Here is a 12,557-nt window from a genome sequence, read left to right as displayed (position 1 = left end):
CTCGACGGTCACTTCTCGACCTCCTTCTTGCCCTTGAACATCCCGAGCATGCGGTCGGTGACGGCGAAGCCGCCGATGACGTTCAGCGTGCCGAACACCAGCGCGACGAACGCGATGATGCGCACGCCCCAGTTGGCGTCGGCGGGAAGGGCCCCGAGCACCACCAGCGCACCGAGCACGACGATGCCGTGGATGGCGTTCGTGCCCGACATCAGCGGGGTGTGCAGGGTGTTGGGCACCTTGGAGATGACGGCGAAGCCCACGAACCCGGCCAGGACCAGGATCGCGAGGTTCGCCAGGAGACCGGTGTACATCAGGCGTCCGCCTCTCGGGTCACGCACGACTTCGCCAGCACCTCGTCGGAGAAATCCGGTGCGATGGCGCCGTTCTCGTCGAGCATCAGCTCGATGAGGGCGAGGAGATTCTTGGAGTACAGCTCGCTGGCGTGCTCGGGCATGCCGGCGGGGAGGTTGAGCGGCGAGCAGATCGTGACGTCGTGCTTGACGACGTCCTGCCCGGGCTCGGTCAGTTCGCAGTTGCCGCCTGTCTCGCCGGCGAGGTCGACGATGACGCTGCCCGGCTTCATCCCCTCGACCGCGGCCGCGGTCACGAGGCGCGGCGCGGGACGACCCGGCACGAGCGCGGTGGTGATGACCACGTCGAAGCCCGTGATCGCGTCCTCGAGCGCTTTCTGCTGCTGCGCGCGCTCGTCCTCGGTGAGCTCACGGGCGTAGCCGCCCTCACCGGCGGCGTCGATGCCGAGGTCGAGCCACTGCGCGCCCACCGACTTGACCTGCTCGGCGACCTCGGGACGCACGTCGTACCCGGTGGTGCGGGCGCCCAGACGCTTGGCGGTCGCCAGCGCCTGCAGCCCGGCGACGCCGACACCGAGGATCAACGCGGTCGCCGGCTTCACCGTGCCGGCGGCCGTGGTGAGCATCGGGAAGTAGCGCGTCGACTTCTCGGCGGCCAGGATGACGGCCTTGTAGCCGGACACGTTGCCCTGCGAGCTCAACGCGTCCATCGCCTGCGCGCGACTGATACGGGGGATCGCCTCGACGGCGAACGCCTGCACGCCGGCGGCCTTCAACGCGCCTATCTGGTTCTCCTGATTGCGAGGCGCGAGGAAACCGATCAGCGTCTGACCGGACCTCAGCTTCGCGACCTCGTCGTCGGTCGGGGCAACCACCTTCACCACGACGTCCGCCGACCAGGCGTCACCGATGGTGGCACCCGCCTCCGAGTAGAGCTCGTCGGGGATGAGCGCCTGCTCCCCCGCCCCGGACTCGACGACGACGTCGACCCCCTTGTTGACCAACGTCGCCACGACCTTGGGGACCAGCGCGACTCTGCGCTCCCCCTCGGCCACCTCCCGCACGACACCGACACTCATGGACACACCCGTTTCTCACATACGGAGCGATGGACGCATCTCCGACACCACGCCGGGGGTCGCCCAGGGTGTCGGGGATGAGGGCACGGCCGCGATCGGCGGCCGATGGATGCACGAAACATAGCATGAGGTGGCGCACACTGATCCTGTGTCCAGACAGCTGTCCAGCACTGGTTCGTGCGGATACTGTTCGTGTACGATCCAATCGTGCCGCAATCATCTCCCGACCCCGGTGATCTACTCGCCCTGGATCGTCAGCTGTGCTTCGCCCTCGCCGTCACCAACCGCACGGTGTTGACGATCTACCGACCGCTGTTGGAACCGCTGGGGCTGACGCATCCGCAGTACCTCGTGATGCTCGCGCTGTGGGAGCAGTCGCCGCGGTCGGTCCGGTCGATCGGCGATGCGCTCGTCCTCGACTCGGCGACGCTGTCGCCGCTGCTCAAGCGCCTCGAGTCGATGGGACTGATCACCCGACGTCGCTCCGACATCGACGAGCGTCGTCTCGACGTCGCGCTGACCGAGTCGGGTGTCGCGTTGCGCGAGCGCGCCGAGGCGGTCCCACCGGCGGTGATCGAGCGTCTCGGGATCTCGCTCGCCGAACTCGAACGGCTGCGCGACGTGCTGTGGGAGCTCAACCGCGCCGCACTGCAGACACCCGCGGAGGACCTGTCGTGAGCGCCCGGCGACGGCCGTCACCCGCGCAGTGGATCGGATACGCGTTCGGGCGCAGACTTCCCGACGACCTGCGCGAGTGGGTCCGCGAGGACCTCACCGGCCGCAACGCCTACGTCCGTCACCTCATCCGCGGGACGGTGCCGTTCATCCCCATCTTCGTGGTGTTCATGCTGTTCCCCGGCCCGTGGTGGTTGCGGGCGCAGATGGTCGCGCTCGGACTGGTCCTGGGGTTGATCTACTCGGCGGCGTACATGAAGCAGAACCGCGCCCACCGACTGGAGAGGCACGGCCTCGATCCGGACCTCAAACCGGCGCGTCAGCAGGCAGAGGACGACCGCGCGCGGCGCGAGTACGAACGGCTCTACCGCTCGCAGCGCAGCACCTGACCGGTCAGATCGTCACGGCGGCGAGGACGTCACCGGTGGGCTGGGTCGAGCCCCCCTCGGGTTCGACGGTCATGCCGATGGTCCGTGACCCGTTGAGGCCCCTGACCACCACCGACGTCTCCGGACTCACCGAGTCGACGAGACCCGCCGACCGCGGGCTGTGCGTGTTGCCGATCAACCACAACTGATAGACGCGCTGCGTCGGCGGCTGCTGCGCGCCGTCGAGAAGGACGACGGCGGTGTCGGCACTGCGTGACGACGCCACCACGACGGTCCCGGGCATGCCCGCCATCTCGGTGCGGTGCACCTCGGCGTCGGGTCGGCTCATCACCGACTGCAGCGTCGGTGTCCGGTCGGACTGCGCGATCGAGGGTTGCTGCTCGGGCGTCGAGACCGTCGACCGACCGATGAGCACGCCACCCACCACGAGGATGATCGCTGCGGCGGCGGACGAGATCGCGACGGCCGTGCGGCGGCGACGCGCGCGACGCGCGGCCAGTTCGTCCTCGGGGGCCACGGGTGCCGGCGACGCGGTGCCGTCAGCCCGGTCACGGTCGAGGGCCGCCAGGACGCGCCGACGGGCCTGCGGTCCCGGCTCCTCGGCGTGTTGGGCGGCCCACCGTGCGACCGCGTCCTGTGTCCGACGGATCTCGGCGACGGCGCGCCGTCGCGACGGCTCGTCGAGGACCGTCAGCGCGTTCTCGAACGCCTGTGTCTCCTCGGCGGGCAGCGCATCGATCGCATAGAGCTCGAGCAGGTCGTCGACCATGCGGCCGGCGTCCCTGCGGGTGGTGTCGTCAGCCCTCATCGGAGCTCTCCAGGCATGTCTTGAGTCGTCGCAACCCGTCGCGGATGCGCGACTTCACGGTCGGCAACGCGGCGTTCAACCGCTGCGCCACCTGCGGGTAGCTCAGCCCGCCGTAGTAGGAGAGCTCGATGCTCTCCCGCTGGGTGTCGGTGAGCGTGCCCAGGCACACGATGACCGCGCGACGGTCCTCGCGGGTCACCACCGAGTCGACGACCAGGTCGGTCTCGATGGTCAGCGACGAGACGGAGTACTCCACCCCGCGCCGTGTGGACGCCTCCTCCGAACGCACCCGGTCCACCGCACGACGGTGCCCGATGGTCAGGATCCAGGAGACGACCGAGCCCATGTCCGCGCGATAGTTCGGCGCGTTCTGCCACACCTGCAGATAGACCTCCTGCAGCGTCTCCTCGGCGTACCCCGGATCCCGGAGTACGCGCTTGATCAGCCCGAACACACGGGAACTGGTGGCGTCGTAGAGCGCCGCGAAAGCCTCCCGGTCCTGCGCGGCCACGCGATGGATCAGGTCGACGAGCCGCGTCGGCTCGTCGACGGCCGCCGCACCGTCCCGGCTCGGCGCGGCCGGGGGTGCCGGTCGTGCGGCTGAGCGGTCGGTCACACGGCTGACAGTAGCGCGTCATGGTCAACCCCCTAGGTGATCGTGATGACCCGGTTGTGCCAACCGGTGGCACCACCCGGGATGGGCGGCGTACGTTCCTCGGTCTGCAGTTGACCGGTCATGTCGGTGGCCCTGCAGTACAGGGTGTGCTGGCCGGGCGTCGCCTGCCAGCGGTAGGACCACTGCCGCCAGGTGTCGATCGAGTACTCCTCGGCGAGCTGCGCGGTCTCCCACGGGCCGTTGTCGATGCGGACCTCCACCTTCGAGATACCACGGTGCTGCGCCCACGCCGTGCCGGCGATGACCACCTCGCCTGCCGGGATGTTCGCGAACGAGGCGGGGCGATCGATGCGGGACGCGGTCTTGATCGGACCCATCTGGCCCCATCCGCGCTCGGTCCAGTAGGCCTTCTTCTTGTCGAAGCGGGTCAGCTCCCAGTCGACCACCCACTTGCAGGCGGAGACGAAGCCGTAGAGGCCGGGGACCACCTGCCGGACCGGGTACCCGTGCTCCAGGGGCAACGGCTGACCGTTCATCCCGACGGCGAGGATCGCGTCGCGGCCGTCGGTCAGCGCCGACACCGGTGTCCCGGAGGTCCACCCGTCGACGCTGGTGGAGAAGAGCATGTCCGAGTCCGGCTTGACGCCGACCTTGGCGAGGATGTCCTTGATCGGGAACCCGATCCAGGTCGCGTTGCCGGCGAGGTCACCGCCGACCTGGTTCGAAACGCAGGTGAGGGTGATGACCTTCTGCACCGCTTCCATCGCCATGAGGTCGTCCCAGCCGAGGGTCATCTCGCGATCGACCATGCCGTGGATGCGCAGCTGCCACTCGGTGGTCTTGAGCTCGGGCACCTGCAGTGCGGTGTCGATGCGATAGAACGTCTGGTTGCTCGTGACGAACGGGGTGACGCCGGGGATGTCGAGGTTCGCGCCCGGAGGTATCGGCTTGGCCCGCACGCGCGGGGTCGGGAGTTTCAGCGACGCCCGCTCGGAGATGGCGTTGCCCGCATTCGCGATCACCCGGCCGACCAGCGCGATCGCGCCGGCGGCGACAGCAGCGGTCGCCGCCGCTCCGACGAAGGCGCGTCGCGAGAGACCGTCCTGCTCGGGTGCGGCGGCATTGCGTCGACCGACGTAACCGGAGAGCACCCGCAGGACCACGACGCCGACGACGATCGCAGCGAGCGACGGGAAGACGTAGGTGGCCTCGGCGGTCGGGCGCTGGAACGCGGCCACGATCCCGACGATCCCGAACAGCACGACGAGAACGGAGCCGAACGGCTTGGTCCTGCGTTCCACGAGACCTGCGACCACGGCGAGCACCGCGATGCCGATGGCCATCCCGGTCAGCAGCACCTCCTTGTCGGAGGTGCCGAAGGTCCGGATCGCGAACTCCCGTACCGACGACGGGGCGTTGTCGACGAGCAGCGCACCCACCGCGAAGTAGGGGGAGGAGAACGACGACACCGCCAGCGACACGATCTCGCCGGCCGCGAGTGCGGCGCCCACGGCTATCAGACCGGCGAGCGCCCGGCGGATCACGTTCTCTGTGCGGGACACGTGTGTCACCCCTTCCGGGTGCTGGGTGCTGCTGGGCATCGGGCGGACTCGATGGCGACCTCGGCCCGCGCTCTGGACGTGGCCCGGATGTCGTCGGCTAGGAGTTCGGCACCGACGGCTCCGCGGATGGACCGATGACGCGGATCACCCCATGTAGATCACGCCTGCGTTACCCGTTCGTGACCGCAGCGGGCGATAGACGCACATTCGATACCGGAAATTTCGGGCATCACCCATCCGCCCACACGTACGTTGCGAATGGATAGCGACCGACATCCCCAACTCGAAGGATTCAAGCAATGGCTCTCAAGCGCACCCAACGATTCGCTGTCGCCATCGCCGGCGTCGGCCTGGCCATGGGCCTCGTCGCCGGTTGTTCCAGCGATGACAGCTCCGACTCGTCCGCCGCGTCGAGCACCACGGCCGCCTCCTCGGCTGCCGAGTCCTCGTCCGCCTCCGGTGGTGGCGCGAGCGCCGATCCGGCCGCCGACCTCGTCGGCTCCGGCTGCGCGAGCTACGCCGAGCAGAACGCCTCGGGCCCCGGCTCGGTCAGCGGCATGGCGCTGGACCCGGTCGCGACCGCGGCCAGCAACAACCCGCTGCTCACCCAGCTGACCGCTGCCGTCTCCGGCAAGCTGAACCCGCAGGTCAACCTGGTCGACACCCTGAACGGCAGCCAGTTCACCGTCTTCGCGCCGGTGGATGCGGCCTTCGCCAAGCTCCCGGCGGCCACCGTCGACACCCTGAAGACGGACAGCCAGCTGCTGACCAAGATCCTGACCTACCACGTGATCCCCGGTCAGCTGTCGCCCTCCGAGATCGACGGCACCCACAAGACCGTCGAGGGCCAGGACGTGACCGTCACCGGTTCGGGCAACGACATCAAGGTCGGCTCGGGCAACGCGTCGGTCATCTGCGGTGGCGTCAAGACCGCCAACGCGACCGTGTACCTGATCGACTCGGTGCTCATGCCCCCGAACTGATCACCCACACGGTGACCCGATGAGCCGGAGTCCTGCTCCGCGCTGATCGACCCCACACAACGAGACCCGGAGTCGTCCTCGGACGGTTCCGGGTCTCGTCGTCTGTGCGGAGCCGGGCTGGGGTCGAGCCGAGGAGATGGTGGCCGGCTGCCCTCAGCGGGTGCCGGCGGCGTGACGGCCCGCGCGGCGGCCGAAGTAGGACCCCTCCCCGAGCTGTGTCCCGCTCGCGTAGCCCTTCGCGTCCTGCGCGATGTTCGCCGCGCCGGCGCCCGCGGCGTAGAGGCCGGGGATCCGCGCACCGTCGGCGGTGAGGACCTCGCCGTCCACCGACGTCGCGAGTCCGCCCATGGTGAAGCCGGCGTACAGCGCCTCACCCAGACTCATGTTGAACGCCGCCCACGGACCGGTGTCCTGCGGGGCGAGCCAGTCCGCGCTCTTGTGGAAGTCGGGGTCCTCGCCCCGTGCGGCGAACTCGTTGTAGCGCGCGACGGTGGCGACCAGCTCGCCCTGCGGCATGCCGAGGGCGGCCTCCATCTCCTCCACCGTCTCCCAGCCGTCGACGAACTTGATGAGGGGCATCGTCGGACGTTCCATGTGCGCCTCGTCGACGATCAGCCAGGCCTTGGCGTCCGGCTGGTCGAGGATGAAGCCGGACGTGCGCGAGTGGTACGAGTCCTCGGCGACGAACCGCTTGCCGTGCTTGTTGACGATGAGCCCGGTGATGAGGATCGACGGCGGGTAGGCGGGCGCGGTCACGAACGGCTCGCCCATGTGCTTGAGGCCGGCACCCACCGAGGCGCCGAGGCGGATGCCCAGGCCGTCGTCGTACGTGTTGCCCAGGGTGTACGGCTTCTCGGCCAGCGCGGGCACGAACTCGTCGACCATCTCCGGGTTCATCACGAACCCGCCCGCGGCGATGATCACGCTGCGGGCGCGGATGAACCCGGTGTCGGACAGGCTCTTCCACGCGACGCCGACCACCGATCCGGAGTCGTCGACGACGAGGTTGCGGGCCCCCGTCTCGTACCGGACGCCGACCCCGAGGTCGGCGAGGCGCGCGACGATCAGATCGATCACCATCCCGGCGCCGCCGGTGTCGCCGGCGACGGGGACCTTGTGACCGCGGGGCGCCGGGCGCGCCATGTCGCAGAACGGCCACACCTTCTCGTTGCCGGTGAACATCAGCCCCTGCGTCTCGGGCTGGATGACGGCCTTGCCGGGGAAGAAGCTGCGTTCGAACTCGAAGCCGAGCGACTCGATCCAGTCGAAGTGTTCGACGCTGTCCTGGCAGTACGCGTGGATCTTGTCCGGCTCGGGGTCGCGGCTCACCGCGGTGATGTACTTCTCCATCTCCTCGGCCGAGTCCTCCTGGCCGGTGGCCTTCTGCACGGCCGTGCCGCCCCCGAGATAGAAGTGGCCCCCGGCGAGGGAGGTGGTGCCACCGGCGACGGCCGCCCGTTCGAGGACGAGCACCGAGGCGCCGTGTGTCGCGGCCTCGACCGCCGCGCATCCGCCGGCAATGCCGCATCCGATGACGACCACGTCGACCTCGTCCGTCCATGACTCGACCGACGACGCGGGGATCACCTCGGGAAGCTCGGCGCGCATGGGGACCTCCGACACTCGACGCGACGGCGTCGGCCGACGCCGCCTCGATCAAGCGTAGCGAGTCACTAGAACAGGTTCTAGTTCTGGTCCCTGCGTCGCACCGCGGTCACTCCAGGTCGGTCCAATGGACGTCGATCGACGACGCCACCACGGCCGCGTGATCGGCACCGAGGACGTCGACGAGCAGTCCCGCGACCACGTCGCGCACCTGATCGGCCAGCGACAGGAGGTCGTCGGTGTAGCGCCCGACGAGTCCGAGTCGCACACCGACAGCACGCCCTTCGTCGATCCGGACGGTCACCTCGGCGACGCGCCGCCGCACCGTGGAGCGCACCGCCATGAGGATGAGCCGACGGACCACCCGATCGGTCACGACCACCAGGCCGTCGTCGGTGGCCAGTTCGTCCCGGGACTGCGAGAGGCGACGCGCGGTGTCGACCACACTCCTCGTCAGCCGCGCGACGTCCGACGGCGGTGGGTCGAGACGACGACCCGCCTCGACGATCCACGGCTCGGTCTGCGGTTCGGCGAACCCGGTCTGCATGTCGACCATCACACTCCCGCTTCCTGCGATGCACCGGAACCCGCGCCCACCAGTCGATCGCGTCCCGAGGGACGGGGGCGCCAGGGCTCGAGCCGTTCGGCCAGTCGCGCTCGAGTGCGCTGGAGATGTCCGCGCACCGAATTGGGCGAGATGGACAGGATCTCACCGATCTCGGGGTGCGAGAGGCCCTCCATCTCGCGAAGCCACCATACGGCGCGGGCGGTGGGGGTCAACGCGGCGAGCTCGACCTCGAGCGCCTCGTGCAGCGATCGCCCGACCGCCGTGTCGGCCGGGCCGGGCCGACGGTCGGGCACTGCGATCATCATCTCGTCGTCAGACGGGGCGTCCACGCGACGGCGACGCAGATCGATGATCTTGCGATGGGCGATGGAGAAGACCCAGGTCCGAAAACTGCTCTGGAATCCGAACTTCGGGAGCCCCTTCCAGGCGGCGACCAGCGTCTCCTGCACGACGTCCTCGGCGTTCTGCGCATCCGGGGTCAGTCGCCGCGCGTAGCGAAGGAGAAGCGGGAGGGTGCGTCGCACCAGCTCCTCGAACGCGCCACGATCCCCGACGGCCGCACTCGCGGCGAGCGATTCGTCGGTCTCGTCGGCGAGCCGGCCCTGGAACGGCCGCTCCCGGCGGGCGTCCTGCTCCCCGATCGCCATGTCGTCTCCGTTCGGCGGCGGGCCCGCTCTCTGAACCCGCCTGTCTGACCTGGTCAACGGGCCGTGCACCCGACGGTATCCCACTGTGACCCACATCACTCCACATCGATGGTGCAGACGGACGCTCCCCACCGTCTACACAGGTGCGTCGATCGGATGACCGGACACGGGAATCCACTCGACGCGACCACGTACATCCGAATCGTGCGAGTCGACCCGATCGGTCGACTCATGTGTTGACATGAAGGAGTGCAGATGAGCACCTCGACCACCACCACCACCGACACCGCAGCGAAGGTCAGCCCCAGCAAGGAGGTCTCGCCGGAGCACCGCGACCTCGTGGGTGAGCACGGCCGCACCACCATCGCCGACCAGGTCGTCGCGAAGATCGCCGGCATCGCGGCCCGCGAGATCGACGGGGTCTTCGCCCTGGGCGGTCAGGCCGCCCGCATCGTCGGCCGTGTCCGTGAGGCCATCCCCGGCGGACAGCAGAGCATCACCCAGGGCATCTCGGTCGAGGTCGGCGAGAAGCAGGCCGCCGTCGACCTGGGCCTGGTCGCCGAGTACGGCGTGGCGATCCACGACCTCGCGGCCGCCGTGCGCTCCAACGTCATCAACTCGATCCAGCAGATGACCGGTCTCGAGGTCACCGAGGTCAACGTCGCCGTCTACGACATCCACTTCGAGGACGACGACGCCGACGCGGACGGGTCGACCGCCGAGCCGCGAGTCCAGTGAGTTCCGACGCCGAACTGGCCGATGCGGTGGCGAGCGCCGCCGCATCGGTCCCCGGTGTCACGGGGCTCAACGCAGGTCGGTTCGGTGAGGTGGCCACGCTCGCGCCGGGTCGTCGCGTCGTCGGGGTCCGACTGCACGACCACAGCGGTGAGGTCCACATCGAGGTGACCCTCGACCGCGCGGTGATGGACACCGCCGAGGACGTCCGTCGCGCCGTCGAAGAGGTCGCCTCGCGACCGATGACGGTCGTCGTCGAGGACGTGTCCATCGCCGGCGACGATCCCGATCCGGCCCCGACGGAGTCCCCGTCGGCCCCGCTCGAGACCTGACGCCGTCGTGCCGGTCCCGTCCGAGTACGCCTCGCGGCGTCGAGCACTGATCCGTCGTCACCACCCGGATGTCGGGGGTGACCCCGAGGTGCTCGCGGCCGAGCTGGACGCCCTGGATCGCGAGTTCGCGGCATCCGACGCGGTTCCTCCGCGGATCGCCACCGCGTCTCCGGTACGGGTCCGCCCCACCGGACGCGTACGCCGGCTCCGCCGCACGGTCAGAAGGACCGCGACCCGCCTCCGCACACGACTGCCGCGATCGGTCCCCGGGAGCCGTCGGTACTTCGAGATCTGACCCGTCACCCATCCCCTCCCCGCTTCGGAAAGAGACACCATGAACAACAACGCCACCATCGGACTGCTCGTCGGACTGCTGCTCGCCATCGCAGCCACCACCGGCGGCTTCGGCGGGTTCATCCTCGCCATCGTGCTGGGTGCCGTCGGCCTGGCCATCGGCCTGCAGCGGGACGGGACGATCGACCTGTCCGGTCTGCTGCGGAGCCGGAACCGTGGCTGACGACCGACTCCCCGTCACCCGCCCGGACCTCACCGTCCGTCCGCCCACCGAGCCGGACGGCGGACCGGGGACCACCACGATCCACGACCGGGTCGGGGAGAACATCGGCAAGCGGGCCGCGCTGTCCATCGAGGGCGTGCTGCGTCACCGCAGCTCACTCGGCCTGATCACCGGCGGGGAGCACCCGAAGGTGTCGGTCGACATGTCACGGCCCCATCCGGACGTGACGGTCGACATCGCCGTTCGCTGGCCCACCCAGGTGACCGCCCTCTGCCAGGAGGTGCGGGCCGTGGTCCACACCGAACTGGGCCGTCTCACCGGCGTCACACCACACCGTGTGGACGTCACCGTCGCCGACGTCTCCGTCGGTGACGAGGGCTCGCAGAGGAGAGTGCTATGACAGCACCAGACACGACAGGCGCGGCCGAACCCGGGCCCGCGTCCGGACTGAAGAAGCTCGTCCCACCGACCGCCACACCCGGCGCCGTGTGGATCACATCGCTGTTCGCGGTGGCGCTCATCGCCCTCGGCGGGGTCGCCATCCGCGACATCTGCGTGGACCAGAAATGGATCAGCGGGTCGGGGTGGATCGCCGCCGCGTCGCGCTGGATCGCCGACCTGTCCTGGCAGGGCTGGTTCTGGGCTGTCGCGATCGCACTGATCGTCGTCGGACTGCTGCTGCTCTGGATCGCCGTCAAACCCCGTGCGCGGACACACATCCCGCTCGACGGGGCGGGCACCGTCGACGGCTACGCCCCGAGCACGTGGACCCGAAAGGGTGACGTCGCCCGACGGGCCAGTGCCGTGGCGCGACAGATCGCCGGCGTGACCAAGGCGACCAGCACCGTGAAGCGGCGCAGGATCATCACCCGGATCACCACCACCGACGAGGCACCCGCCGACGCCGACGCGGTCCGGGACGCGGTGACGGCAGCGATCACCACCGTGCTGCCCAAGCACTCGGTCAGGGTCAGGACGACGACCGTCCGTGTCCCCCGATCGCAGACACCGCCGCCGGCGAGCGACAGGCCGACGATGCCCGAGCCGTTGGACGACGAGGCCCCGGAGTCGGAGAAGACCACACCGGACTCCTCGTCCACCGCCGAGACCGTCCCCGCGACAGCCAAGGAGGTCCGCTCGTGAACGCGTTCCCCGCCGGCGTCAACCGGCTCATCACGTTCCTGCTCGGCGCGGTCTTCATCGTGGTCGGCGCGGTGGCGATCGCCTGGGAACTGAAGGTGCAGCAGGTCCGCGATCAGCTCGACAAGATCGACCTGTCCTGGTTCGACCGTGCACCCGACGAGAGCTGGTGGCTGTACGTCCTGATCGGGATCGCCGTCGGAGGCATCCTCGTCGGGCTGCTCCTGCTCCTGATGAACAGCCGTCCCCGCAAGACCTGCTCCGTGGTCCTGCCCGGCAGCGACGCATCCGGAACCCTGATGGTGAGCCCCGCGAAGATCGCGAATGCCGTCGCCGACGATCTCGCGCGCCACCGCCTCATCACGTCGACGCGCTCACGGGCCGTCGACGACCGCAAGCGCATCATGCTCGAGGTCACCGTCGAGGCCGAGTCGACCCGCGACTTCGCCGAGATCGCGGAGGTCGTGGGACGCGCGGAGCAGCAGATCGCCGCCGCGCTGCCCGGCAGCGAGGTCCGTCCCCGCTTCCAGGTCCACCTGTCCACCCCGAAGAAGGCGACCCGGGTCGACTGAGAAGTCACCGCGACG

The 12,557-nt window shown here is 69.4% G+C and carries 18 protein-coding genes; 10 read left to right on the top strand and 8 right to left on the bottom strand.

The window, feature by feature from the left end; all coding sequences use genetic code 11:
• Window positions 1–8 precede the first annotated feature (8 nt).
• Both ACXVUM_RS08410 and ACXVUM_RS08405 read right to left on the bottom strand, forming a co-directional pair.
• Entirely contained in the window at window positions 9–314 is a 306-nt protein-coding gene (locus ACXVUM_RS08410) for an NAD(P) transhydrogenase subunit alpha part 2 (protein WP_055784778.1), read from the bottom strand.
• Entirely contained in the window at window positions 314–1,393 is a 1,080-nt protein-coding gene (locus tag ACXVUM_RS08405) for a Re/Si-specific NAD(P)(+) transhydrogenase subunit alpha (protein WP_458521368.1), read from the bottom strand. Before ACXVUM_RS08405 ends, ACXVUM_RS08410 begins: the two co-directional genes overlap by 1 nt.
• A gap of 207 nt (window positions 1,394–1,600) precedes the next feature.
• Here ACXVUM_RS08405 and ACXVUM_RS08400 point away from each other — a divergent pair, with 207 nt between their 5' ends.
• Both ACXVUM_RS08400 and ACXVUM_RS08395 read left to right on the top strand, forming a co-directional pair.
• Entirely contained in the window at window positions 1,601–2,071 is a 471-nt protein-coding gene (locus ACXVUM_RS08400; RefSeq protein ID WP_458521367.1) for a MarR family winged helix-turn-helix transcriptional regulator, read from the top strand.
• The gene (locus tag ACXVUM_RS08395; protein ID WP_458521366.1) at window positions 2,068–2,457 is read left to right on the top strand and encodes a DUF5313 family protein; all 390 of its coding nucleotides are present in this window, start codon (window positions 2,068–2,070) and stop codon (window positions 2,455–2,457) included. The genes ACXVUM_RS08400 and ACXVUM_RS08395 overlap by 4 nt, the downstream gene beginning before the upstream one ends.
• Window positions 2,458–2,461: 4 nt before the next feature.
• On the opposite strand, the gene ACXVUM_RS08390 is transcribed toward ACXVUM_RS08395, so the two are convergent.
• Genes ACXVUM_RS08390 through ACXVUM_RS08380 form a run of 3 tightly spaced genes read right to left on the bottom strand, consistent with a single transcriptional unit; the run spans window position 2,462 to window position 5,482 of the window.
• The gene (locus ACXVUM_RS08390) at window positions 2,462–3,265 is read right to left on the bottom strand and encodes an anti-sigma factor (protein WP_458521365.1); all 804 of its coding nucleotides are present in this window, start codon (window positions 3,263–3,265) and stop codon (window positions 2,462–2,464) included.
• The gene (gene sigK / locus ACXVUM_RS08385; protein ID WP_458521364.1) at window positions 3,255–3,881 is read right to left on the bottom strand and encodes an ECF RNA polymerase sigma factor SigK; all 627 of its coding nucleotides are present in this window, start codon (window positions 3,879–3,881) and stop codon (window positions 3,255–3,257) included. Before sigK ends, ACXVUM_RS08390 begins: the two co-directional genes overlap by 11 nt.
• Before the next feature lie 32 nt (window positions 3,882–3,913).
• Window positions 3,914–5,482, bottom strand: coding sequence for a molybdopterin-dependent oxidoreductase (locus ACXVUM_RS08380; protein ID WP_458521363.1), 1,569 nt, complete (start codon window positions 5,480–5,482; stop codon window positions 3,914–3,916).
• 260 nt (window positions 5,483–5,742) lie between these two features.
• Between ACXVUM_RS08380 and ACXVUM_RS08375 the strand changes: the two genes are divergently transcribed.
• Window positions 5,743–6,426 carry a fasciclin domain-containing protein gene (locus ACXVUM_RS08375; protein ID WP_458521362.1) on the top strand — a complete coding sequence of 228 codons (684 nt, stop codon included), beginning with the start codon at window positions 5,743–5,745 and terminating at the stop codon, window positions 6,424–6,426.
• A 153-nt stretch (window positions 6,427–6,579) separates the two neighbouring features.
• On the opposite strand, the gene ACXVUM_RS08370 is transcribed toward ACXVUM_RS08375, so the two are convergent.
• The 3 genes from ACXVUM_RS08370 to ACXVUM_RS08360 form a co-directional block, all read right to left on the bottom strand.
• A complete protein-coding gene (locus ACXVUM_RS08370; protein WP_458521361.1) occupies window positions 6,580–8,034 on the bottom strand; it encodes an FAD-binding protein in 1,455 nt (484 codons plus the stop codon).
• 106 nt (window positions 8,035–8,140) lie between these two features.
• On the bottom strand, window positions 8,141–8,587 hold the full coding sequence (locus ACXVUM_RS08365; RefSeq protein WP_458521360.1) for a hypothetical protein: 447 nt from the start codon (window positions 8,585–8,587) through the stop codon (window positions 8,141–8,143).
• The gene (locus ACXVUM_RS08360; RefSeq protein WP_458521359.1) at window positions 8,587–9,246 is read right to left on the bottom strand and encodes an RNA polymerase sigma factor; all 660 of its coding nucleotides are present in this window, start codon (window positions 9,244–9,246) and stop codon (window positions 8,587–8,589) included. The genes ACXVUM_RS08365 and ACXVUM_RS08360 overlap by 1 nt, the downstream gene beginning before the upstream one ends.
• A gap of 255 nt (window positions 9,247–9,501) precedes the next feature.
• Here ACXVUM_RS08360 and ACXVUM_RS08355 point away from each other — a divergent pair, with 255 nt between their 5' ends.
• Genes ACXVUM_RS08355 through ACXVUM_RS08325 form a run of 7 tightly spaced genes read left to right on the top strand, consistent with a single transcriptional unit; the run spans window position 9,502 to window position 12,542 of the window.
• A complete protein-coding gene (locus tag ACXVUM_RS08355; RefSeq protein WP_458521358.1) occupies window positions 9,502–9,984 on the top strand; it encodes an Asp23/Gls24 family envelope stress response protein in 483 nt (160 codons plus the stop codon).
• Window positions 9,981–10,313 (top strand): hypothetical protein, encoded by a 333-nt coding sequence (locus tag ACXVUM_RS08350; RefSeq protein ID WP_458521357.1) that lies wholly within the window; start codon window positions 9,981–9,983, stop codon window positions 10,311–10,313. The genes ACXVUM_RS08355 and ACXVUM_RS08350 overlap by 4 nt, the downstream gene beginning before the upstream one ends.
• 7 nt (window positions 10,314–10,320) lie before the next feature.
• Window positions 10,321–10,608, top strand: a complete 288-nt coding sequence (locus ACXVUM_RS08345) for a hypothetical protein (protein WP_458521356.1) — start codon at window positions 10,321–10,323, stop codon at window positions 10,606–10,608.
• 39 nt (window positions 10,609–10,647) lie between these two features.
• Window positions 10,648–10,830: a DUF2273 domain-containing protein gene (locus ACXVUM_RS08340; RefSeq protein ID WP_458521355.1), complete on the top strand. Its 183-nt coding sequence runs from the start codon at window positions 10,648–10,650 to the stop codon at window positions 10,828–10,830.
• Window positions 10,823–11,230 (top strand): Asp23/Gls24 family envelope stress response protein, encoded by a 408-nt coding sequence (locus tag ACXVUM_RS08335; protein WP_458521354.1) that lies wholly within the window; start codon window positions 10,823–10,825, stop codon window positions 11,228–11,230. The genes ACXVUM_RS08340 and ACXVUM_RS08335 overlap by 8 nt, the downstream gene beginning before the upstream one ends.
• Window positions 11,227–11,973 carry a DUF6286 domain-containing protein gene (locus tag ACXVUM_RS08330; RefSeq protein WP_458521353.1) on the top strand — a complete coding sequence of 249 codons (747 nt, stop codon included), beginning with the start codon at window positions 11,227–11,229 and terminating at the stop codon, window positions 11,971–11,973. Before ACXVUM_RS08335 ends, ACXVUM_RS08330 begins: the two co-directional genes overlap by 4 nt.
• A complete protein-coding gene (locus tag ACXVUM_RS08325; protein WP_458521352.1) occupies window positions 11,970–12,542 on the top strand; it encodes a hypothetical protein in 573 nt (190 codons plus the stop codon). Before ACXVUM_RS08330 ends, ACXVUM_RS08325 begins: the two co-directional genes overlap by 4 nt.
• Window positions 12,543–12,557: the final 15 nt, after the last annotated feature.

Source organism: Williamsia sp. SKLECPSW1 (assembly GCF_054332755.1).
This window is presented reverse-complemented; position numbering and strand designations above follow the sequence as displayed.

Excerpts from the sequence above, each read along its gene's own strand:
- ACXVUM_RS08410 (WP_055784778.1), bottom strand. The coding sequence starts at position 314 with ATGTACACCGGTCTCCTGGCGAACCTCGCGATCCTGGTCCTGGCCGGG.
- ACXVUM_RS08405 (WP_458521368.1), bottom strand. The coding sequence starts at position 1,393 with ATGAGTGTCGGTGTCGTGCGGGAGGTGGCCGAGGGGGAGCGCAGAGTC.
- ACXVUM_RS08390 (WP_458521365.1), bottom strand. The coding sequence starts at position 3,265 with ATGAGGGCTGACGACACCACCCGCAGGGACGCCGGCCGCATGGTCGAC.
- ACXVUM_RS08380 (WP_458521363.1), bottom strand. The coding sequence starts at position 5,482 with ATGCCCAGCAGCACCCAGCACCCGGAAGGGGTGACACACGTGTCCCGC.
- ACXVUM_RS08375 (WP_458521362.1), top strand. The coding sequence starts at position 5,743 with ATGGCTCTCAAGCGCACCCAACGATTCGCTGTCGCCATCGCCGGCGTC.
- ACXVUM_RS08370 (WP_458521361.1), bottom strand. The coding sequence starts at position 8,034 with ATGCGCGCCGAGCTTCCCGAGGTGATCCCCGCGTCGTCGGTCGAGTCA.
- ACXVUM_RS08365 (WP_458521360.1), bottom strand. The coding sequence starts at position 8,587 with ATGGTCGACATGCAGACCGGGTTCGCCGAACCGCAGACCGAGCCGTGG.
- ACXVUM_RS08360 (WP_458521359.1), bottom strand. The coding sequence starts at position 9,246 with ATGGCGATCGGGGAGCAGGACGCCCGCCGGGAGCGGCCGTTCCAGGGC.
- ACXVUM_RS08355 (WP_458521358.1), top strand. The coding sequence starts at position 9,502 with ATGAGCACCTCGACCACCACCACCACCGACACCGCAGCGAAGGTCAGC.
- ACXVUM_RS08340 (WP_458521355.1), top strand. The coding sequence starts at position 10,648 with ATGAACAACAACGCCACCATCGGACTGCTCGTCGGACTGCTGCTCGCC.
- ACXVUM_RS08330 (WP_458521353.1), top strand. The coding sequence starts at position 11,227 with ATGACAGCACCAGACACGACAGGCGCGGCCGAACCCGGGCCCGCGTCC.